The 20,058-nt window shown below is 58.7% G+C and carries 17 protein-coding genes; 1 reads left to right on the top strand and 16 read right to left on the bottom strand.

Going from position 1 to position 20,058, the window contains the following annotated elements; all coding sequences use genetic code 11:
* The first annotated feature begins 37 nt into the window (after positions 1–37).
* The gene (stpA, locus tag FEZ62_RS18885; RefSeq protein WP_172929416.1) at positions 38–1,309 is read left to right on the top strand and encodes a glucosylglycerol 3-phosphatase; all 1,272 of its coding nucleotides are present in this window, start codon (positions 38–40) and stop codon (positions 1,307–1,309) included.
* A gap of 76 nt (positions 1,310–1,385) precedes the next feature.
* Here the strand turns inward: stpA and nuoN are convergent, their stop codons facing one another.
* The 16 genes from nuoN to FEZ62_RS18805 all read right to left on the bottom strand — a co-directional run bounded on the left by nuoN (position 1,386) and on the right by FEZ62_RS18805 (position 20,053).
* Entirely contained in the window at positions 1,386–2,849 is a 1,464-nt protein-coding gene (gene nuoN / locus FEZ62_RS18880; RefSeq protein WP_172929415.1) for an NADH-quinone oxidoreductase subunit NuoN, read from the bottom strand.
* 8 nt (positions 2,850–2,857) lie between these two features.
* Positions 2,858–4,387 (bottom strand): NADH-quinone oxidoreductase subunit M, encoded by a 1,530-nt coding sequence (gene nuoM / locus FEZ62_RS18875; RefSeq protein WP_172929414.1) that lies wholly within the window; start codon positions 4,385–4,387, stop codon positions 2,858–2,860.
* 15 nt (positions 4,388–4,402) lie between these two features.
* Entirely contained in the window at positions 4,403–6,250 is a 1,848-nt protein-coding gene (gene nuoL / locus FEZ62_RS18870) for an NADH-quinone oxidoreductase subunit L (RefSeq protein WP_172929413.1), read from the bottom strand.
* Complete coding sequence (gene nuoK / locus FEZ62_RS18865; protein WP_069900252.1) at positions 6,247–6,555, bottom strand: NADH-quinone oxidoreductase subunit NuoK; 309 nt, start codon at positions 6,553–6,555, stop codon at positions 6,247–6,249. The genes nuoL and nuoK overlap by 4 nt, the downstream gene beginning before the upstream one ends.
* A complete protein-coding gene (gene nuoJ, locus FEZ62_RS18860; RefSeq protein WP_172929412.1) occupies positions 6,552–7,061 on the bottom strand; it encodes an NADH-quinone oxidoreductase subunit J in 510 nt (169 codons plus the stop codon). Before nuoJ ends, nuoK begins: the two co-directional genes overlap by 4 nt.
* A 9-nt stretch (positions 7,062–7,070) precedes the next feature.
* Positions 7,071–7,619, bottom strand: a complete 549-nt coding sequence (gene nuoI / locus FEZ62_RS18855; protein WP_069900254.1) for an NADH-quinone oxidoreductase subunit NuoI — start codon at positions 7,617–7,619, stop codon at positions 7,071–7,073.
* A 10-nt stretch (positions 7,620–7,629) separates the two neighbouring features.
* A complete protein-coding gene (gene nuoH, locus FEZ62_RS18850) occupies positions 7,630–8,622 on the bottom strand; it encodes an NADH-quinone oxidoreductase subunit NuoH (RefSeq protein ID WP_090512023.1) in 993 nt (330 codons plus the stop codon).
* A complete protein-coding gene (gene nuoG / locus FEZ62_RS18845) occupies positions 8,619–11,327 on the bottom strand; it encodes an NADH-quinone oxidoreductase subunit NuoG (RefSeq protein WP_172929411.1) in 2,709 nt (902 codons plus the stop codon). Before nuoG ends, nuoH begins: the two co-directional genes overlap by 4 nt.
* Before the next feature lie 90 nt (positions 11,328–11,417).
* Positions 11,418–12,770 (bottom strand): NADH-quinone oxidoreductase subunit NuoF, encoded by a 1,353-nt coding sequence (nuoF, locus tag FEZ62_RS18840; protein ID WP_172929410.1) that lies wholly within the window; start codon positions 12,768–12,770, stop codon positions 11,418–11,420.
* Positions 12,767–13,267 (bottom strand): NADH-quinone oxidoreductase subunit NuoE, encoded by a 501-nt coding sequence (gene nuoE / locus FEZ62_RS18835; protein ID WP_170827757.1) that lies wholly within the window; start codon positions 13,265–13,267, stop codon positions 12,767–12,769. The genes nuoF and nuoE overlap by 4 nt, the downstream gene beginning before the upstream one ends.
* Positions 13,264–15,045: an NADH-quinone oxidoreductase subunit C/D gene (nuoC, locus tag FEZ62_RS18830; RefSeq protein ID WP_172929409.1), complete on the bottom strand. Its 1,782-nt coding sequence runs from the start codon at positions 15,043–15,045 to the stop codon at positions 13,264–13,266. The genes nuoE and nuoC overlap by 4 nt, the downstream gene beginning before the upstream one ends.
* A 56-nt stretch (positions 15,046–15,101) precedes the next feature.
* Positions 15,102–15,779 (bottom strand): NADH-quinone oxidoreductase subunit B, encoded by a 678-nt coding sequence (locus tag FEZ62_RS18825; RefSeq protein ID WP_069900260.1) that lies wholly within the window; start codon positions 15,777–15,779, stop codon positions 15,102–15,104.
* Positions 15,780–15,789: 10 nt separating this feature from the next.
* Complete coding sequence (locus tag FEZ62_RS18820) at positions 15,790–16,203, bottom strand: NADH-quinone oxidoreductase subunit A (protein ID WP_069900261.1); 414 nt, start codon at positions 16,201–16,203, stop codon at positions 15,790–15,792.
* Between the two features lie 291 nt (positions 16,204–16,494).
* On the bottom strand, positions 16,495–18,090 hold the full coding sequence (locus FEZ62_RS18815; RefSeq protein WP_172929408.1) for an isocitrate lyase: 1,596 nt from the start codon (positions 18,088–18,090) through the stop codon (positions 16,495–16,497).
* Positions 18,091–18,608: 518 nt separating this feature from the next.
* Complete coding sequence (locus FEZ62_RS18810; RefSeq protein ID WP_172929482.1) at positions 18,609–19,403, bottom strand: secretin N-terminal domain-containing protein; 795 nt, start codon at positions 19,401–19,403, stop codon at positions 18,609–18,611.
* Positions 19,404–19,414: 11 nt separating this feature from the next.
* On the bottom strand, positions 19,415–20,053 hold the full coding sequence (locus FEZ62_RS18805) for a histone acetyltransferase HPA2 (protein WP_172929407.1): 639 nt from the start codon (positions 20,051–20,053) through the stop codon (positions 19,415–19,417).
* Between the last annotated feature and the right edge of the window lie 5 nt (positions 20,054–20,058).

Here is a 20,058-nt window from a genome sequence, read left to right as displayed (position 1 = left end):
CTTGGGCTCAATCGCTCCACGCGGTTAACATGGTTGCATGGCTGATTATCAAAAAGGGTATTCCCTCGATTCCACCGAACTGCTCGAATCGCTGTCGGCGACCGATCAACTGCTGATTATTCAAGACCTCGACGGCGTCTGCATGCAGCTGGTTGGCGATCCGCTGACTCGCCAGATCGAGCCGCGTTATATCGCTGCCGCAGCGCGCCTTGCCGGCCAATTCTATGTACTCACAAACGGCGAGCATATCGGCAGTCGAGGCGTGAACCCGATTGTTGAAAGGGCTTGTGCCACGCCGTCTCTAGCGGCGCAGGAGGGTCTTTATCTGCCGGGTTTGGCCGCCGGCGGCGTGCAACTGCAAGACCGTTTTGGCGTTGTGACGCATCCGGGCGTATCGGACGCCGAATTAGCGTTTTTGCAGCAAGTTCCGCACAAGGCCGCAGCTTTCTTGCGAGCGCGACTCAGCAGTGCGCCATATTGCCTGGACAGCGCCACAGCCGAGCGGCTGATTGCCTCGACCGTGCTGGATAATCTGGCGTCACCCACGGTTAACATCAATGCGTTCTACCGGCATTTTGCAGCATCAAACGGGCTTTACCGCCAGTTGCAAAATGACCTCGCCAGCTTCCTCGACGCGCTGCACCGCGAGGCGATCGAGCAGGGCCTCGAAGGCTGTTTTTTCACGCACTATGCGCCCAACTCAGGCTGCGACAGCCAAGGGTTTGAGCGCTTGAAACCCGCCAGTGAAGACAATGCCGGGACCACTGATTTTCAATTCATGCTCACCGGCGCGATCAAGGAAGTCGGGGTGCTGGTGATCCTCAACCATTACTACTTCAGCAAAACCGGCGAATACCCGCTGGGTGAAGACTTCAATGCGCGACAGGCCCCACGTGATCTCGATGGCTTGCTGGCGCTGGCCAATGAGAACTTCGACCGCGCGCTGATGCCGCGCATTGTCGGAGTCGGCGACACGCTCAGTTCCAGCGCCGCTGAGAATGGAGCTGAACAGCAACGTGGCGGCAGTGATCGCGGATTCCTGAGCGTGGTGCAGGCGTTGGGCGAGTCGTTCGAGCGTGATAATCAGGTGGTGTATATCGACAGCAGCGCTGGTGAGGTGAAGAGGCCCGGGGTTGATGTCGCCTATTTACAGCGCTATGCGCAGCAGGCCGACCTGCAACCGTGGCCCGGGCTTGTCAACATCACCGACGCAGACGATCCGCTGCGCCTCGATGTCATCTTCGCCGGGGGTTATCAGCAGTATGTCGAGTTCTTCTGTACGTTGGCCGAGAGGCGCATGCAGCGCTGAATAGCGCGCGAGGGGATGTAACGGTTTTGAGGCTGAGGCGTGCGCCAGGATGGCCGCACGCCGCGCAACAAGCCTCTTAGCCGAGGCCCATGTTGGCTACCAGCGACAGCAACGGTTGCGGGTAAACGCCGAGAATGAACGCCAGTAAGGCAACAATCATCAGCATCATCCCGCCAGCGCGCTGGCCCCAGTCAAACGGCGCATCGTGGCGACGCAGGTTTGGTTCAACCAGAAACAGGGTAACCATGACGCGCAGGTAGTAGAAAACGCCAATCGCGCTGCCCACCACCAATGCAGCGAGTAGCCACCACTGCTGCGATTGCACACCCACTCCGATTATGTAGAACTTGCCGATAAAACCTGCCGTGAGCGGGATACCGGCCAGCGAGAGCATCATCACCGTCAGTACTGCTGTGAGGTACGGACGGCGCCAGAACAGCCCGCGGTATTCGTACAGCGCATCGGCATCGCGGCCGGTGAAGGGCGTCGACATCAGGGTTATCACGCCGAATGCGCCCAAGGTGGTCAGCACGTAGGTCATCAGGTACACCGAGATAGCCTCGGTGGCCAAGCCCTTGCTGGCGATCAGGGCGATCAGCAAATAGCCGAAGTGGGCGATGGATGAATAACCCAGCAGGCGCTTGATGTTGTTCTGCAACAAGGCGAGCAGGTTACCGACCAGAATCGAGGCGATGGCAATCAGGCTCAGCAGGTCGCTCATCCAGCCACCGCTGGCGGCCGGCGACATCTGATACAGACGCAGCAGCACCGCAAACACCGCCACTTTGCTGGCCGTTGCCAGGAAGGCGGCGACCGGGGCGGGCGCACCTTCGTAGACATCCGGCGTCCACAGGTGGAACGGTACGAGCGAGAGTTTGAAGGCGAGGCCAACCAGCAACATGCCGAAGCCCACTTCAACAATCAGCGCAGGTGCGGTGCTGTTGGTCAGCAGCGCGGCGATGCCGTTGAAGCTGAGGCTGCCAGCTTCGGCATAGAGCAACGCCATGCCGAACAGCAAGAAGGCCGATCCCGCCGCCGACAGCACCATGTACTTGATACCGGCTTCCAACGAACGCTTGTTGAAGAACGCGTACGCGATCATCCCGTAGCTGGGCACCGACAGCAGTTCCAAGCCAATGAACAGCCCCGCCAGATGCTGAGCACTGACCAGCACCAGACCGCCCGCCGCCGAGAGCAGCATCAGCAGATAGAGTTCTTCGCGATTGCCCGGATACCCTTTGCCCGGCTCGTTGCCAAGGTAGGCGTGGATCAGGGTGACGCAGGCCAGCGTCGAGGCGAGTACCAGCGCCATGTAGAAACAGGCGAACTTGTCGATCTTGAGCAGCGGCGTGACTTCGATGGGGGTAGCGCTGGCGGCAATGAACACTGAAAACAGCGCCAGATTGAGGCCGATCACCGAAATGCCGAACGCCAGCGCATGGTCGCGCTTCCAGGCAATACCGAGCATCACCGCAATCAGGGTGATGCTGGTAATCAGCAGTGGCAGCAGCGCGTGGAAGTGTTGAATTGTGAGATCCATAAAACTACTTACCGAGCCAGTTCGAGTTGATTAAGGGCGTTGCTCATCCACATCTGTACGCCGTGCGTACTGGCTGCGGAGGTGTCGAGCACCGGCTGCGGATACACGCCAAGCAACACCAGCAGCGCAGCCAGACCCAGCACCATGCTCAATTCACGGGCTTTCAGGCCCGCCAGCGGTGCGTCGGATTTGGCCGGGCCGAAGTAGGCGCGGTGAATCATGATCAGCGAGTAGACCGAACCAAATACCAGGCCGGTGGCCGCAATCGCGGTGAGCCAGGGGGCAACCGGGAAGCTGCCGATCAGGATCAGGAACTCGCCGACAAAGTTGCCGGTGCCGGGCATGCCCAGCGCGGCAGCGGCGAAGAACAGGCTGATTGCCGGAAGCCAGGGCATGCGCCCCCAGATACCGCCCATTTCACGCATGTCCCGCGTGCCGAGGCGCTCATAGAGCTGGCCGCAGAGAATGAACAGGGCGGCCGCTGACAAACCGTGGGCCATCATCTGCACAACCGCGCCCTGCATGGCGATTTCGCTGCCGGAGTAGATAGCGATGAGTACAAAACCCATGTGCGAGACGCTGGAGTAGGCGATCAGGCGTTTAATGTCGGTTTGCGCGAACGACAGCAAGGCGCCGTAAATGATCGCAAATGCACCGAGCCACATGGCAATCGGCGCGAACTCGGCCGAGGCATGCGGGAACAGCGGCAAGGCAAAGCGGATCAAGCCGTAGGCTGCGGTTTTCAGCAGAATACCGGCCAGGTCAACCGACCCCGCCGTAGGTGCCTGCGCATGCGCATCCGGCAGCCAGGAGTGAAACGGCACCACCGGAAACTTCACCGCGAAGGCGACGAAGAAGCCAAGCATCAGCAGGTATTCGGTCGAACGTGACATTTTCGTTTTCAGCAGATCGGCGTAGTTGAAGGTCAATACGCCGGTCTGGTCGAAGTGCACAAATACCAGGCTGACAATTGCAATCAGCATGATCAGGCCGCTGGCCTGGGTGTAGATGAAGAACTTTGTCGCCGCGTTGATACGGGTCTTTCCTTCGCTGCCGCTATGACCCCAGAGCGCGATGAGGAAGTACATCGGCACCAGCATCATTTCCCAGAAAAAGAAGAACAGGAACAGGTCGACGGCGAGGAATACGCCGACAACACCGCCGAGAATCCACATCAGGTTGAGGTGGAAGAAGCCCACGCGGTTTTGAATTTCGTTCCACGAGCACAGCACCGAAAGCACGCCGAGCAGGCCGGTGAGGGCGACCATGAGCACAGACAAACCGTCCATGGCCAAGTGCAAGGTGATGCCCAGGCGCGGGATCCATTGCACCTGAAACTCGTGAGCCCACACAGGATCACCGCCTGGCGCTGGGGCCTGGGTGAAATCGCCGGTGATCCACAGCAACAGACCAAAGCCGAACAGCAGAAGCATGGTGACGAGGGCGATCCAGCGCGGCAGCGTGTTGCTGAACCGCTCGGTTTGCCAGCACAACAGGCCGCCAATAAAGGGGATAAGGATTAGCCAGGGCAGAATCATGACTGTCGGTTTTCCTTAATTCAGTAACAACAGGGCGAGAACCAGCACAGCGCCCCCAGCGATAGACATGGCGTACCAGCGCAATTTGCCAGTGACAGTGCTGGCCAGCAGCACGTTGCACACCCGGACAAAACGCGGTACCAGCCCGATAATGCGATCGAACGGATCGCGCCGGAGCAAGTGAGTGATCAGCAAATACGGCCGCACAAAGAGTTTGTCGTACAGCCAATCGAAGCCCCACGCGGCAAACCACCAGGCCGAAAGGAAGCGACCAACCGGGCTGTGGGCGATGCTGCTGGCGACTTTGCGCTTGCCGAGAAACAGCATGGCCGCGAGCAGGATGCCGCCGATGGCGATCACCCCGGAGGTTATTTCGAGGCCGTGTTGCGCCTCACCACCCGCATGCCCGACGCTCTCAGGCAACACACCCGCCAGCGGTGGGGTGATGAGTGCGCCGATGAAGGTCGACAGCACAATCAGCACCATCAGCGGCAGCGAGTGGGCAATGCCGTGGCCAGCGTGGGCTTCGGTCTTGGCCTCACCGTGGAACGCGATGAAGATCAGGCGGAAGGTGTAGATCGAGGTCAGGAACGCACCCACCAAACCGGCATACAGCAGATAGCTGTGGCCGCTGGCGAGGGCTTCCCAGAGGATCTCATCCTTGGAATAGAAACCGGCGGTAATCAACGGCAGGGCAGCAAGCGCCGAACCACCGACGATAAAGCTGGCGTAGGCCAATGGCAGCTTCTTCCACAAACCGCGCATCTTGAAGATGTTCTGTTCGTGGTGACAGGCGTTGATCACCGCGCCCGAGGCCAGGAACAGCAGGGCCTTGAAGAAGGCGTGGGTCATCAGGTGGAAGATCGCCGCGTCCCATGCGCCTACGCCCAGTGCGAGGAACATGTAGCCGATCTGGCTCATGGTCGAATAGGCCAGAATGCGCTTGATGTCGGTTTGCACCAATGCCGCGAAGCCAGCCATGACCAGGGTCACGCCACCGACAATGCCCACCAGCTCAAGAATATCCGGTGTCAGCAAGAACAAGCCGTGGGTGCGGGCAATCAGGTAAACACCTGCCGTAACCATGGTGGCCGCGTGAATCAGCGCCGAAACCGGCGTCGGGCCAGCCATCGCATCAGCCAGCCAGGTCTGCAACGGTAGCTGTGCGGATTTGCCGACTGCACCGCCCAGCAACATCAGGGTGGCCAGCCAGAGCCAGGTGTCTCCGGCAACATACTTCTGCGGCGCCAGCACCATCAGTTCCTGAATGTTCAAGGTGCCCAGATGCTGGAACAGAATGAACAGGCCGATGGCCATGAACACATCACCAATACGCGTAACGATAAAGGCTTTCAGCGCCGCATTGCCGTTGGCGGTGTGCTTGTAGTAGAAGCCGATCAGCAGGTACGAGCACAGCCCCACGCCTTCCCAGCCGAAGTAGAGGAACAGCAGGTTATCGCCGAGCACCAGAAACAGCATGCTGGCGATGAACAGGTTGGTGTACGAGAAGAAGCGCGAATAGCCTTCTTCGCCGCGCATGTACCAGCTGGCGAACAGGTGAATGAGAAAACCGACGCCAGTGACGACACCGAGCATGGTCACCGACAAACCGTCCAGATACAGGGTGAAGCTCGGGGCGAAGCCGTCGACGTCCATCCATTGCCAAAGCACCTGGGTGAATACGCCATCAGCCGGCGGGTTGATGTTGAACTGCAGGATCACCCAGGCAGCGGTCAGCGCCGAAAGGCCGACGGAGCCCACGCCAATCAGCGCGGCCAGATTTTCCGAAATGCGCCCACGTGAGAACGACAGCAGCAACCAGCCGAGCAGGGGAAATACGAAAGTCAGAAATAGTAGGTTCATCCGCGCATCTCGCTTGCAGCGTCGATATCGAGCGTATTAAAGCGGCGGTACAGTTGCAGCAGAATGGCCAGGCCAATGCTGGCTTCGGCGGCTGCAAGGGTGATCACCAGAATGAACATCACCTGGCCGTCGGGCTGTGCCCAGCGGCTCCCCGCGACAATGAAGGCCAGTGCGGTGGCGTTCATCATGACTTCAAGACTCATCAGCACGAACAGGATGTTGCGCCGTACCATCAGGCCGATCAGGCCCAGGCTGAACAACAAGCCCGCAAGCGCGAGGCCATGCTCCATTGGAATTCCATTCATGGCGTCAGATCCTTAGCGTCGTGGCGGCCCAAGTGGTAGGCGGCGACCAGTGCGGCAAGCAACAGCATTGAAGCCAGTTCGACCACCAGCAAATACGGGCCAAACAGGCTGATACCCACGGTTTTGGCACTGACGGTAGAGCCGCCGATAGTCGTGCCGGAGGGCTCGACGAACAGTGCGTAGAGCAATTGCGCCAGCAGCAGGGTTGAGAGAATTGCAGGCCCCACCCAAATGCCGGGCGATAGCCATTTTTTCTCTTGCTCGACCGCATCTGGTCCGAGGTTGAGCATCATCACCACGAAGACGAACAGCACCATGATGGCGCCGGCGTAGACGATCACTTCGAGCGCGCCGGCAAACGGCGCGCCGAGGGCAAAGAAGGTCATGGACACGGCGAGCAACGAGACGATCAGATAGAGCAGGGCATGCACCGGATTGGTATTGGTGATAACTCTGAACGTGGCAGCCACGGCAACACCCGCGGCGAAGTAGAAAGCGAATTCCATTGTTCGTCCTTAGGGCAGCAAGCCTTTCACGTTGATCGGCTCGGCTTCGTTCTGCGCAGCGCCTTTCGGCTTGCCGGCAATGGCCATGCCGGCGACGCGGTAGAAGTTGTAGTCCGGGTATTTGCCCGGGCCCGAGATCAGCAGGTCTTCCTTTTCATACACCAGGTCCTGGCGCTTGTACTCGCCCATCTCGAAATCCGGGGTCAGCTGGATCGCGGTGGTCGGGCACGCTTCTTCACACAGGCCGCAGAAGATGCAGCGCGAGAAGTTGATGCGGAAGAAATCCGGATACCAGCGGCCGTCTTCGGTCTCGGCCTTTTGCAGCGAGATACAACCGACCGGGCAGGCAACAGCGCACAGGTTGCAGGCTACGCAGCGCTCTTCACCGTCGGGATCGCGGGTCAGGACGATACGGCCACGGTAGCGCGGCGGCAAATAAACTGCTTCTTCAGGGTATTGCAGCGTGTCGCGTTTGCGGAAGCCGTGGCTGAACACCATCACCAGGCTGCGAAGCTGGGTGTAGGTGCCGTGCACGACATCCTTGATGTAAGTAAACATATAAAGCTCCTTACTGGGCCGCGGCCAGCACGAGTGCGCCGGTCACCAGCAGGTTGATCAAGGTCAGCGGCAAGCAGAACTTCCAGCTGAATGCCATCACCTGGTCATAGCGTGGGCGCGGAATAGAGGCGCGCAGCAGAATGAACAGCATGATGAAGAAGCAGGTTTTAAGCGCGAACCAGATAAACGGAATCTGCGGCAGAATGCCGAAAGGACCGTGCCAGCCGCCGAAGAACAGGGTCACCAGCAAGGCCGAGATGGTGACGATGCCGATGTATTCACCGACGAAGAACATGCCCCATTTCATCCCGGCGTATTCGATGTGGTAACCATCGGCCAGTTCTTGCTCGGCTTCCGGCTGGTCGAATGGGTGACGGTGCGTTACCGCAACACCTGCGACGAAGAAGGTACAGAAACCGAAGAACTGCGGAATGATGAACCACAGGTGCTGCGCCTGATAATCGACGATGTCGCGCATGTTGAACGAGCCAACCTGCGCGACGATGCCCATCAGCGACAGGGCCAGGAACACTTCATAGGAAATGGTCTGGGCCGAGGCGCGCAAGCTGCCGAGCAGGGCAAACTTGTTGTTACTTGACCAGCCGGCGAACAGCACGGCGTAGACCGACAAACCGGCCATGGCGAAGAAGAACAGGATGCCGATGTTGAGATCGGCAACGCCCCAGTTCGGTGTAACCGGAATAATCGCAAAGGCCAGCAACATCGCGGCGAATGCAATCATCGGGGCGATGATGAACACCGCCTTGTCGGCGAACGGCGGAGTCCAGTCTTCCTTGAAGAACATTTTCAGCATATCCGCGACAATTTGCAGGCTGCCGAACGGGCCAACCCGGTTCGGGCCGTAACGATCCTGCCACCAGCCGAGCAAACGCCGCTCGAAAAAGCTCAGCAGTGCACCGCAGATAACCACCGCAAGCAGAATCACCACCGCTTTGGCCACGGCGATGATCACGTCGATCACCTCGGGAGTAAGCCAGCTCATTGCACAGCCTCCTTCAGATCGGTGAGCACGCTGCCAGCGATGGACGCCGGAATACCGGCAAGCCCGACCGGCAAGCCCGCCAAACCGATGGCCAGATCATCATTGATCTGCACAGGCAGGCGCACCGGCTGGCCGTTGATGTTCAGGCTGATCAGCGCACCATCGTTGACGCCCAGACGATCAGCTTCGGCTTTAGCCAAGGCGATATAGGCCCCTGGAATGCGCTGCTGGATCGGTTTAGCCAGCGCGGAAGTTTCATCGCTGCCAAACAGGTGATACAGCGGCACACCTTGCAAGGTGCCCGCGGCAGGATTGAACGGCGCGTTGACAGTGAACCATGCCATGGCGTTGCCTGCAGTCTCGAGCAAGCGAACACCCGGATCACCGGCACGCAGATGACCGCCGACCTCGTCCTGGAACTTGTTCCAGGCTTGCGGCGAGTTCCAGCCCGGCGACCAGGCGAATGGAATCTGCTGACGGTCTTCCTTGCTGCCCGAGTAACCTTCCATCGAGAAGGCAAAGGCTGTGTCTTTGTCTTGCGGCTGACGCGGTTCGTGCACGCTGATGTTGGCGCGCATGGCGGTGCGGCCGCTGTAACGATGCGGCTCGCGCGCCAGTTTCTGGCCCTTGATGCGGAACGTGGCAGCAGGCGCTGCTTCACGAATAGCGGCCAGTTGCGGGTTTTTCGCGGCGCAGGCATCCGTCACTTCATCAAGCTGAGTCCAGTCAACCGGCTTTTCCAGCAAAGTGCTGTGCAGGGCATGCAGCCAGCGCCAGCCTTCACGAACCAGAATCTTGTCGTCGTAGTAGCTTGGCTCAAATACCTGAAAGAAACGCTGAGCGCGGCCTTCACTGCTCACCAGTGTGCCATCGGCTTCGGCGAAGCTGGCGACCGAGAGCAGCATGTGCGCCTTGTCGCTGGTGGCGGTGCGCTGGTGATCGGCAACAATCACGCTCTTCGCCGCTGCAAGTGCAGCATCGACCTTGGCAGCATCAGCGCGGTGATACAGATCGTTTTCCAGTACCACCACGGCATCGGCTGCACCGGATGTCAGCGCCTGCAAGGCGTCGTCCAGTGATTTGCCACCAAACAGGGCGAGGCCCATGCTGTTGGCTTCGGCAACCACCAGATTGATCGAGCCATTCTTCTCGCGATTTTTCAGGGCGCTGGCGATGTTGGCAGCGGCCTCGATAATCGCCCGGTTGCCCAGCGATGCACCGGAGACAATCAGCGGGCGTTTGGCGGCGAGCAGGGCATCGGCAATCTGCTTGACCAGCGCCAGTGCTTCAGGCTCCAGGCCATTAACTGCGGGGGCGCTCGGATCAATGGCGTGCGCGACGGCGAAGCCTAAGCGCGCCAGATCGTCGGGCGCGGCATGCACGCATTGCTCGGCAACGTCATCCAGGCGGGTAGCGGTTACGCTGGCGATAAACAGCGGGTGGCGTGCGTCCTGAGCGACGTTCTGTACCGCCGCCATGTGCCAGTCCTGGATTTTCATCGAGGCGGCAATTTCAGTGGCTTTGCCCTTCACGGTTTGACGCAGGGCCAGTGCCAGACGCGCTGCTGTCTGGGTCAGGTCTTCACCGAGCACGAATACGGCGTCATGGCTTTCAACATCACGCATCGACGCTACCGGCAGCGGGCCGTTATGCAGGATGTCGCGAATCAGCTGAATATTGGCCAGCTCATCAGCAGCAATACCGCTGTAGAAATGCGCTTCACCGACCAGCTCGCTGAGGGCAAAGTTGCTTTCCAGGCTGGCCCGTGGCGAGCCGATGCCGATGATGTTCTTGCCACGCAACAACTCAGCGGCTTTATCCAGCGCCGCATCAATGCCGAGTTTCTGCTTGCCGAATTGAGGCTGGCGTGGGCGGTCTTCACGGTTGACGTAGCCATAACCGAAGCGACCACGGTCGCACAGAAAGTACTGGTTTACCGAGCCGTTGAAGCGGTTTTCGATGCGGCGAAGTTCACCGTAGCGCTCGCCGGGGCTGATGTTGCAGCCGCTTGCGCAGCCGTGGCAGATGCTCGGTGCAAACTGCATGTCCCACTTGCGGTTGTAGCGTTCGGAGTGGGTTTTGTCGGTGAACACGCCAGTCGGGCAGACTTCGGTGAGGTTGCCTGAAAACTCGCTTTCGAGCGTGCCGTCTTCAACGCGGCCGAAGTAGACGTTGTCGTGTGCGCCGTAGACGCCGAGGTCGGTGCCGCCCGCGTAGTCGTTGTAATAACGCACGCAGCGGTAGCAGGCGATGCAGCGGTTCATTTCATGCGCAATGAACGGGCCGAGTTCCTGATTCTGGTGCGTACGCTTGGTGAAGCGATAGCGCCGCTCGTTGTGGCCGGTCATCACGGTCATGTCTTGCAGGTGGCAATGACCGCCTTCCTCGCACACCGGGCAGTCGTGCGGGTGGTTGGTCATCAGCCATTCAACAACACTGGCGCGGAACTGCTTGGCTTCTTCATCGTCGATGGAGATCCAGCTGTTGTCGGTGGCCGGTGTCATGCAGGACATGACGAGCCGGCCGCGTTTGTCGTTTTCATCGCTGTACTGCTTGACCGCGCATTGGCGGCAGGCGCCGACGCTGCCGAGCGCCGGGTGCCAGCAGAAGTAGGGGATATCGAGCCCGAGAGACAGACACGCCTGTAGCAGGTTGTCCGCACCATCGACTTCGAAATCTTTGCCGTCTACGTGGATAGTGGCCATGGTTAAGGTTTCTTCTTCCCCGCCGAAGCGGGTTTGGCTAATGGGAAAACGGTTTTCCGGGGCCAGATAAGTGGCCGCCAGATTTAATTTTTATGCGGGAGCGAATTGCCCCGTCATTGCACCTAACTGCCGCGTGTCTACACCGGCTTCAAATTCAGGGCGGAAATACTTGATCGCGCTACCCAGCGGCTCAACCGCACCTGGCGCGTGCGCACAGAAGGTTTTGCCTGGCCCCAGATGATTGACCAGCCCGAGCAGGGTTTCGATGTCTTGTGCGCTGCCTTGGCCGCGCTCAAGGGCGCGAAGTATTTTTACGCTCCAGGGCAGGCCATCGCGGCAGGGCGTACACCAGCCGCAAGACTCGCGGGCAAAAAACTCTTCCATGTTGCGCAGCAACGAGACCATGTTCACCGACTCATCAATTGCCAGCGCCAGGCCAGTGCCCATGCGTGTACCGACCTTGGCAATGCCGGCGGCGAACATCGGTGCGTCGAGGTGTTCTGGCAACAAGAAGCCAGTGCCTGCGCCGCCTGGCTGCCAGGCTTTGAGGGTGAAGCCGTCGCGCATGCCGCCGGCGTAATCTTCAAACAGCTCACGCGCCGGCACGCCGAATGGCAGCTCCCAGATCCCCGGATTTTTCACCTTGCCCGAGAAACCCATGAGCTTGGTGCCCATGTCTTCCGAGCCGGGACGGGCCAGTGATTTGTACCAGTCAACGCCTTGGCCGATGATCGACGGCACGTTGCACAGGGTTTCGACGTTGTTGACGCACGTCGGCTTGCCCCACACGCCGACTGCAGCCGGGAAGGGCGGCTTGGCACGGGGATTGGCACGGCGGCCTTCGAGCGAGTTGATCAGTGCGGTTTCTTCGCCGCAGATATAACGGCCGGCGCCGGTGTGCACGATAAGTTCGAAATCAAAGCCGCTGCCGAAAATATTCTTGCCGAGCAGGCCGGCTGCCTTGGCTTCTTCGATGGCGCGGCGCAAGTTGATGGCTGCATCCACGTATTCGCCGCGCAGGAATATATAGCCGCGATACGCCTTCAGCGCACGGGCGCTGATGAGCATGCCTTCAACCAGCAAGTGCGGCAGTTGCTCCATCAACATCCGGTCTTTCCAGGTGTTGGGCTCCATCTCGTCGGCGTTGCACAGCAGGTAGCGGATGTTCAGCGATTCGTCCGCTGGCATCAGGCCCCACTTCACCCCGGTCGGGAAGCCCGCACCGCCACGGCCTTTGAGACCGGCGTTTTTGACGGTCTGGACAATGTCGGCCTGGGCCATGTCGTTAAGTGCTTTGCGGGCAGCGCTGTACCCGTTCTTGGCTTGATATTCCTCAAGCCAGACCGGTTGGCCGTCGTCACGCAGGCGCCATGTCAGCGGATGGGTTTTTTCGCTGCGGGCGATGCTGTTGGCGGGGCCGAATGAGGCGAGTAATTTGCTCATGAGTAGGCCTCCAACAGTTGCTCGACAGTGGTGGGATCGACATTACCGAAGGTGTCATCATCAACCATCATCGCCGGCGCCTTGTCGCAATTGCCCAGGCAGCACACAGGTAGCAGGGTAAAGCGGCCATCGGCGGTGGTTTGCCCCGGCACAATGCCGAGCTGATCCTTGATCCGCTCCAGCACGTTCTCATGGCCGCCGATAAAGCAGGTCATGCTGTCGCATACGCGAATAATGTGGCGGCCAACGGGTTGGCGGAAAATCTGACTATAGAAGGTTGCAACGCCTTCAACATCGGCAGCCGAAATCCCCAGCACCTCGCCAATCGCTTCGCTGGCGCCGTCCGGCACCCAGCCACGTTGCTGCTGGACGATCTTCAGGGCTTCGATCGACGCGGCGCGCGGATCTTCATAGTGATGCATCTCGTGCTCAATGGCCGAGCGCTCGGTTTCACTCAGGGTGAAACGGTCTGTCTGAATTAATGTACTCATGATCAGCGGTCCACGTCGGCCATAACGAAGTCAATACTGCCCAGATAGGCGATCAGGTCAGCCACCATGCTGCCGTTGATCACCGACGGGATTTGCTGCAGATGCGCGAAGCTCGGCGTGCGAATCCGCGTGCGGTAGCTCATGGTGCTACCGTCGCTGGTCAGGTAATAACTATTGATGCCCTTGGTCGCCTCGATCATCTGGAAGGCTTCATTGGCCGGCATTACCGGGCCCCATGAAACCTGCAGGAAGTGGGTGATCAGGGTTTCGATGTCGCGCAGAGTGCGCTCTTTCGGTGGCGGCGTGGTCAGCGGATGATCCGCTTTGTACGGGCCTTCCGGCATGTTGCGCAGGCACTGATCGATGATGCGGATGCTCTGGCGCATTTCTTCGACACGCACCATGCAGCGGTCATAGGCGTCGCCGTTATGCGCCAACGGGACTTCGAATTCGAAATTCTCGTAGCCCGAATAAGGGCGCGCCTTGCGCAGGTCGAAGTCGAGACCAGTTGAGCGCAGGCCGGAACCGGTAACGCCCCATTCCAGCGCCTCTTTGGTGTTGTACTGGGCGACGCCAATGGTGCGGCCGCGCAGGATGCTGTTTTGCAGGGCGGCTTTCTCGTATTCATCGAGGCGTTTGGGCAGCCATTCGACGAACTCTTTCACCAGCTTGTCCCAACCGCGCGGCAGGTCGTGCGCGACGCCGCCGATGCGGTACCACGCCGGATGCATGCGGAATCCGGTGATGGCTTCAATCACCTTGTAGGCGCGCTGGCGGTCGGTAAAGGTGAAGAACACCGGCGTCATGGCGCCGACGTCTTGAATATACGTACCGAGGAACAGCAGGTGGCTGTTGATCCGGAAGAACTCGGCCATCATCACGCGAATGAAGTCGACGCGATCCGGCACTTTGATCCCGGCCAGTTTCTCGACCGAGAGCACGTACGGCAGGTTGTTCATCACGCCGCCGAGGTAGTCGATACGGTCGGTGTACGGAATGAAACTGTGCCAGCTCTGGCGCTCGGCCATCTTCTCGGCGCCGCGGTGGTGATAACCGATATCCGGTACACAGTCGACGATCTCTTCGCCGTCGAGTTGCAAGATAATGCGGAACGCACCGTGCGCAGACGGGTGGTTGGGGCCGAGGTTGAGGAACATGTAGTCCTCGTGTTCGCCGCCACGTTTCATGCCCCAGTCCTCGGGACGGAAGCGCGCGGCTTCTTCTTCGAGTTCCTGCTTGGCACGATTGAGGCTGAACGGATCGAACTCAGTCGCGCGCGCCGGATAGTCCTTGCGCAGCGGATGGCCTTCCCACGTGGGCGGCATCATGATGCGCGTGAGGTGCGGGTGGCCGGTGAAGGTGATGCCGTAAAGGTCCCAGACTTCGCGCTCATACCAGTTGGCGTTGGGCCAGATACTGATAATGCTCGGCACGTTAAGGTCGCCTTCACGCAGCGCCACCTTGATCATGATGTCGCTGTTACGCTCAATCGACATCAGGTGGTAGAACACGGTGAAGTCAGCATCCGGCAGGCCGCGACGCTGGGTGCGCAGGCGCTCATCGACGCCGTGCAAGTCATACAGCATGACGTAAGGGCGCGGAAGATTGCGCAGGAAGGTCAGAACATTAACCAATTGCTCGCGGGCCACCCACAAAACGGGCATGCCGGTACGCGTTGTTTGTACGGTAAATGCGTCAGCGCCGAAGCGCTGGTTAAGCTCGCCTATTACCGGTTGTACATCTGGCTGGTAAGGCGCAATGGACAGAATGCTGTCTGCAGTCATGATCTCGGTCGCTATGGGTGTACGGCATCAGTTGGCAGGCTAGGAACTAGCCGTGCTTACACTTCGTCTGGGCTGCGCAGGTTGGTAACGGCGATGCGCTCGGCGCGACGCTGTTCCTTCTGTACCGGCATTTCTGCGCGGTAAACACCTTGCTCGCCCACGACCCAAGACAACGGCCTGCGCTCTTTGCCGATCGATTCCTGCAACAGCATCAAGCCTTGCAGAAATGCTTCGGGGCGAGGTGGGCAACCCGGGATGTAAACGTCCACAGGGAGGAACTTGTCGACCCCCTGGACCACTGAATAAATGTCGTACATGCCACCGGAGTTGGCGCATGAACCCATGGAGATAACCCACTTGGGCTCGAGCATCTGCTCATAGAGACGCTGGATGACAGGAGCCATCTTGATAAAGCAGGTGCCGGCAACGACCATGAAGTCGGCCTGGCGAGGAGACGCACGAATAACTTCCGCACCAAAGCGGGCTACGTCGTGCGGAGCGGTGAATGCGGTGGTCATTTCTACATAGCAGCAGGACAGGCCAAAGTTATATGGCCAGAGGGAGTTCTTGCGCCCCCAGTTGACTGCGCCACTGAGCACGTCTTCGAGCTTGCCCATGTAGACGTTCTTGTGGACCTGATCTTCTAGCAGTGGATCGGTTACGGTCTCCCGTTCACCGATCGGGTACTGCTCATTCGGAGCATCCGGATCGATCCGCGTAAGTTTATATTGCATCGCCAAAGCCTCATTGTTTTAGCTTCGCTTGCCGAGTACGACGACCTTCCGGTGCCCAATCCAGCGCACCGATACGCCATAGGTAGACAAGACCTGCCAACAGAATTGCTATAAAGACTGTAGCTTCGATTAGCCCGGCCCAGCCGCTTTCGCGCACCGAGACTGACCAAGCAAAGAGAAAGAGGGCTTCAACGTCGAAGATCACGAAGAGCATCGCGACCAGATAGAATTTCGCCGAGAGGCGCAGGCGGGCACTGCCCGTGGGGAGCATGCCGGATTCGAATGGTTCGTTTTTGCTGCGCCCCCAGGCTCGGCTGCCGAGCAGGCTGGAGAGGCCCAACATAAATGCAATAAGGCCAAAAACACCGAGGATGAATACTGCGAAAGCCCAGTTGTGGGAGACGCTGAGTACTGGATCGGACATGCCGCTCGAACCTCGTTTGGATTTTTTTGGTTACATAATTATTGATTGCGAATGTTGTCACATCGGCCGGTTCAATACTAGGCAGGTTAGTGCAAATCGCAGAATTGTATTCAAAAATGGCGCAATTCTGTTCATCAGAATAGGGTAGAACGTACTGATTTGATTGGCCATTGGTGATAGGCAATGAGTGCCAGACTTTGGTATTGAAAACTCTAAATATGACAAAGCCCAGCGATGCCGGGCTTTGTGCTCACCACGCTGGCCGCCGGTGAGGGCGGCCAGAGTCAGTTCTTAGCTGAACTGGTTCATGGTGTTGTCTTTACCGCCTGCTTTCAGAGCTGCTTCGCCAGCGAAGTACTCTTTGTGTGCGTCACCGATGTCGGAACCCGACATGTTCTGGTGCTTAACACAAGCGATGCCCTGACGGATCTCTTCACGCTGAACGCCTTTGACGTAAGCCAGCATGCCTTGATCTGCGAAGTAACCTTTTGCCAGGTTATCGGTCGACAGCGCAGCAGTGTGGTAAGTCGGCAGGGTGATCAGGTGGTGGAAGATACCAGCCTGAGCCGAAGCGTCGCGCTGGAAGGTACGGATCTTCTCGTCTGCAACCTGAGCCAACTCGGTGTTGTCGTAGTCGACGCTCATCAGCTTGGTGCGGTCGTAGGCAGAAACGTCCTTGCCTTCAGCAGCGAATGCATCGAACACTTGCTGACGGAAGTTCAGGGTCCAGTTGAACGACGGGCTGTTGTTGTAAACCAGCTTGGCGTTCGGGATGGTCTTACGGATTTCGTTAACCATGCCTGCGATCTGACCAACGTGTGGCTTCTCGGTTTCGATCCAGAGCATGTCAGCGCCGTTCTGCAGGGACGTGATGCTGTCCAGTACGCAACGCGCTTCACCGGTGCCAGAGCGGAACTGGAACAGGTTGCTGGCGAGACGCTTAGGACGCAGCAGCTTGCCGCCACGGTTGATAACTACGTCGCCGTTGCCCAGGTCTGAAGCTGCAACTTCTTCGCAATCCAGGAACGAGTTGTACTGGTCGCCCAGGTCGCCCGGCTCTTTGGTGACTGCGATTTGCTTGGTCAGGCCAGCACCCAGCGAGTCGGTACGTGCAACGATTACACCGTTGTCGATGCCCAGCTCGAGGAACGCGTAACGAACAGCGTTGATCTTGGCGATAAAGTCGGCGTGTGGAACAGTTACTTTACCGTCCTGGTGACCGCACTGCTTCTCGTCAGATACCTGGTTTTCGATCTGGATGCAGCAAGCGCCTGCTTCGATCATGCGCTTGGCCAGCAGGTAAGTGGCTTCCGGGTTACCGAAACCAGCGTCGATGTCGGCGATGATTGGCACTACGTGAGTTTCGTAGTTGTCGATCTGGTTCTGGATTTCAGCAGCCTTGGCCTTGTCACCAGCATTGCGAGCGGTGTCCAGCGCGGTGAACAGCAGGTCCAGTTCGCGGGCATCAGCCTGGCGCAGGAAGGTGTACAGCTCTTCGATCAGGCCGGAGACCGAAGTTTTCTCGTGCATCGACTGATCAGGCAGTGGGCCGAAGTCGGAACGCAGAGCAGCAACCATCCAACCCGACAGGTAGAGGTAGCGCTTGTTAGTGGTTTTCAGGTGCTTCTTGATCGAAATCAGCTTCTGCTGACCGATGAAACCATGCCAGCAGCCCAGCGACTGGGTGTAGACAGAGCTATCAGCATCATACTCAGCCATGTCTTTGCGCATGATGTCAGCGGTGTACTGAGCGATTTCCAGACCGGTCTTGAAACGGTTCTGGGCGCGCATACGGGCCACGGACTCCGGGTCAATTGCGCTCCAGCTGCTACCGGCGGCTTCTTTAAGTGCCGCGACGGCTTTGATGTCGTTTTGATAAGCTGACATGGTCAATCCTTCAAAGTATGTGTTTGGTTGAGCACCGGCTTTCCCACTCAACAGCTGAAACAATTCAGGCGTTGGTTGCGGGGGCTCACAACAGATAAAGAGAAAGAGACTTGCTACGAAGGCGCGCAGGAGGGGGAGAGGCTGCCAGTGTTGCTACTTCAAGTCGCTGCGTCGAGCTGGCCGGTAAGCCTGTTCTTTGGTTGCCGTCTGACTCGTGGATGTCTTGGGCAATGCAGTTTCTATGTGCAGCTTGCTGGTTAGTGCGTAAAACGCTTCCCCGTCCCTCAGGACAACTTCGTTCCAGTCGCAATCTCGTTGATCTGCCTTGTGGGCTTTTACAACACAGGCCGTTAACGCGGTAAGCGCTAAGCGACCCGGAGGCTCTTTCCAGAGCCCCTAATTAGCGGGAGCGAGGCCATAATGCCTCTACTAAAATGCTTCGTCAAACGTTTTGTAGTGCTTTTTTTAAACTACTACATAATTTTTTAGGCGACTGATAAGTCATCTTTGCTCACGCCTTAATCGAGTACATCGACTTTAACCTGCAGGCTCGCGTCATCCCGCCCTTGCGTGCTGTAACGCTGGGCGTAGCCCTGCTGGTTGGCCATGTTCTGCTGATTGGTTCCGCCGAGCTGAATCCATTCGCCAACCCGGCCACTGAGCCGCGTGCTGGTGGATTGCACGTCGATAACGCGACGGTCATTACTGTTTACGCGGTCCTGATTACTGCTGATGGCGAGATTGACCCGATCGCCCACCAGCGTCGCGGTGACATAGAAACCCTGAGTGACATCACGGTACTGGGTATTGTTGTAGGGGTTGCCGTATTGGTCGCGTCCGTAGGTGGTGAGCGGCACGCTCTGGCCGACCTGAATCAGCGCCGGGTAGCCTTCGGTGGCCTGAACCTGCTGGGTGCCGCCGCCGCGACTCTGGGTGCTGCGATTGATAATGCGCACCTGATCGCGGCCATTGATCTCGCCGCGGCCGATCTGCGCCTCAACGCCATCGCCGCTGATGGTGCCATTGGCCTGATAACCGTTTTGGCTCTGATAGCGCGAATCGCTGCTGGCTACGCTTATGAGCAGGCGCCGTGGCTGGGTGTCGATTTGCGCGAGCATGTTGCGCACTTCATCAATCTTGTCCGGCGAAGCGTTGATGATCAGCTGATTGCCGTAAGGGCTGACTTTGCCCTGATTGCCAAGCACCGACTGCACCACTTGGATCACGTCGTCAGCGGTGCGGTAGTTGAGTGTCAGTACTTCAGTATCGGCATTGCATACAGCGCTTGTAGTCAGCAATGCGGCAAACAACATGGCAGGTACTTTCACAGCAAAAAACTCCGTAAATCAGGATCGCTGATACTGCTTTCCCAAGATTGAGTGAACAGCTCCAGGCGCTGTCGCAGCCTGGCTGGTTCGTTATACAGGGCGTAGCCGTTGTACGGGTCGGCGCCGGTGCGCAATAACACGCCGCATTCATCGATAAGCAATGCGCAGTGGTCATCGATTGGGTAGTGCGGATTGAGCTTGCGGATCTGGCAATTGCTCGGCAGGCGACGGGCCAGCGAGATCAGGCGATGACCTTCCTTGATGGCGCGGCTTGAGTCCCTCAGCAGGATGCGCAGGCGGTTGCGTGGACTGGCCAGCAAAAATGCCCGCAGGGCTTGTTCGACGGCGTTGTGGTTGTAAAGCCACGGCTCAAGATCAGGGCTGTACAGGTTGATGCTGTGGCGGGCTTGCTGAAGCATTGCCAGGGTGTGGGCGCGCGCTTGGTCCGGATGGCTAAAGCGTTGCAGCGGAGCATCTTCACCCAGTTTGAAGGGCGCGGGCTCTGGCTGATGCAAGGTGGGTTCCGCAGTTTGCGGGTTGAGCACAGGAAAACGCCCCAAAGACTCGAACTCGATGTCCGCAAGGGCCGGGGGCGCTTGCTGAGTATCGTCTTGTGGGGCGTCTTTATCGTTCATGCGGG

It is taken from the genome of Pseudomonas sp. MS19, assembly GCF_013277615.1.
GTDB lineage: Bacteria > Pseudomonadota > Gammaproteobacteria > Pseudomonadales > Pseudomonadaceae > Aquipseudomonas > Aquipseudomonas marincola.
This window is presented reverse-complemented; position numbering and strand designations above follow the sequence as displayed.

Bases quoted from the DNA above. Each gene is read 5' to 3' on its own strand.
- stpA (WP_172929416.1), top strand. From the start codon at position 38: ATGGCTGATTATCAAAAAGGGTATTCCCTCGATTCCACCGAACTGCTC.
- nuoN (WP_172929415.1), bottom strand. From the start codon at position 2,849: ATGGATCTCACAATTCAACACTTCCACGCGCTGCTGCCACTGCTGATT.
- nuoM (WP_172929414.1), bottom strand. From the start codon at position 4,387: ATGATTCTGCCCTGGCTAATCCTTATCCCCTTTATTGGCGGCCTGTTG.
- nuoL (WP_172929413.1), bottom strand. From the start codon at position 6,250: ATGAACCTACTATTTCTGACTTTCGTATTTCCCCTGCTCGGCTGGTTG.
- nuoK (WP_069900252.1), bottom strand. From the start codon at position 6,555: ATGAATGGAATTCCAATGGAGCATGGCCTCGCGCTTGCGGGCTTGTTG.
- nuoJ (WP_172929412.1), bottom strand. From the start codon at position 7,061: ATGGAATTCGCTTTCTACTTCGCCGCGGGTGTTGCCGTGGCTGCCACG.
- nuoI (WP_069900254.1), bottom strand. From the start codon at position 7,619: ATGTTTACTTACATCAAGGATGTCGTGCACGGCACCTACACCCAGCTT.
- nuoH (WP_090512023.1), bottom strand. From the start codon at position 8,622: ATGAGCTGGCTTACTCCCGAGGTGATCGACGTGATCATCGCCGTGGCC.
- nuoG (WP_172929411.1), bottom strand. From the start codon at position 11,327: ATGGCCACTATCCACGTAGACGGCAAAGATTTCGAAGTCGATGGTGCG.
- nuoF (WP_172929410.1), bottom strand. From the start codon at position 12,770: ATGAGCAAATTACTCGCCTCATTCGGCCCCGCCAACAGCATCGCCCGC.
- nuoC (WP_172929409.1), bottom strand. From the start codon at position 15,045: ATGACTGCAGACAGCATTCTGTCCATTGCGCCTTACCAGCCAGATGTA.
- FEZ62_RS18825 (WP_069900260.1), bottom strand. From the start codon at position 15,779: ATGCAATATAAACTTACGCGGATCGATCCGGATGCTCCGAATGAGCAG.
- FEZ62_RS18820 (WP_069900261.1), bottom strand. From the start codon at position 16,203: ATGTCCGATCCAGTACTCAGCGTCTCCCACAACTGGGCTTTCGCAGTA.
- FEZ62_RS18815 (WP_172929408.1), bottom strand. From the start codon at position 18,090: ATGTCAGCTTATCAAAACGACATCAAAGCCGTCGCGGCACTTAAAGAA.
- FEZ62_RS18810 (WP_172929482.1), bottom strand. From the start codon at position 19,403: ATGTTGTTTGCCGCATTGCTGACTACAAGCGCTGTATGCAATGCCGAT.
- FEZ62_RS18805 (WP_172929407.1), bottom strand. From the start codon at position 20,053: ATGAACGATAAAGACGCCCCACAAGACGATACTCAGCAAGCGCCCCCG.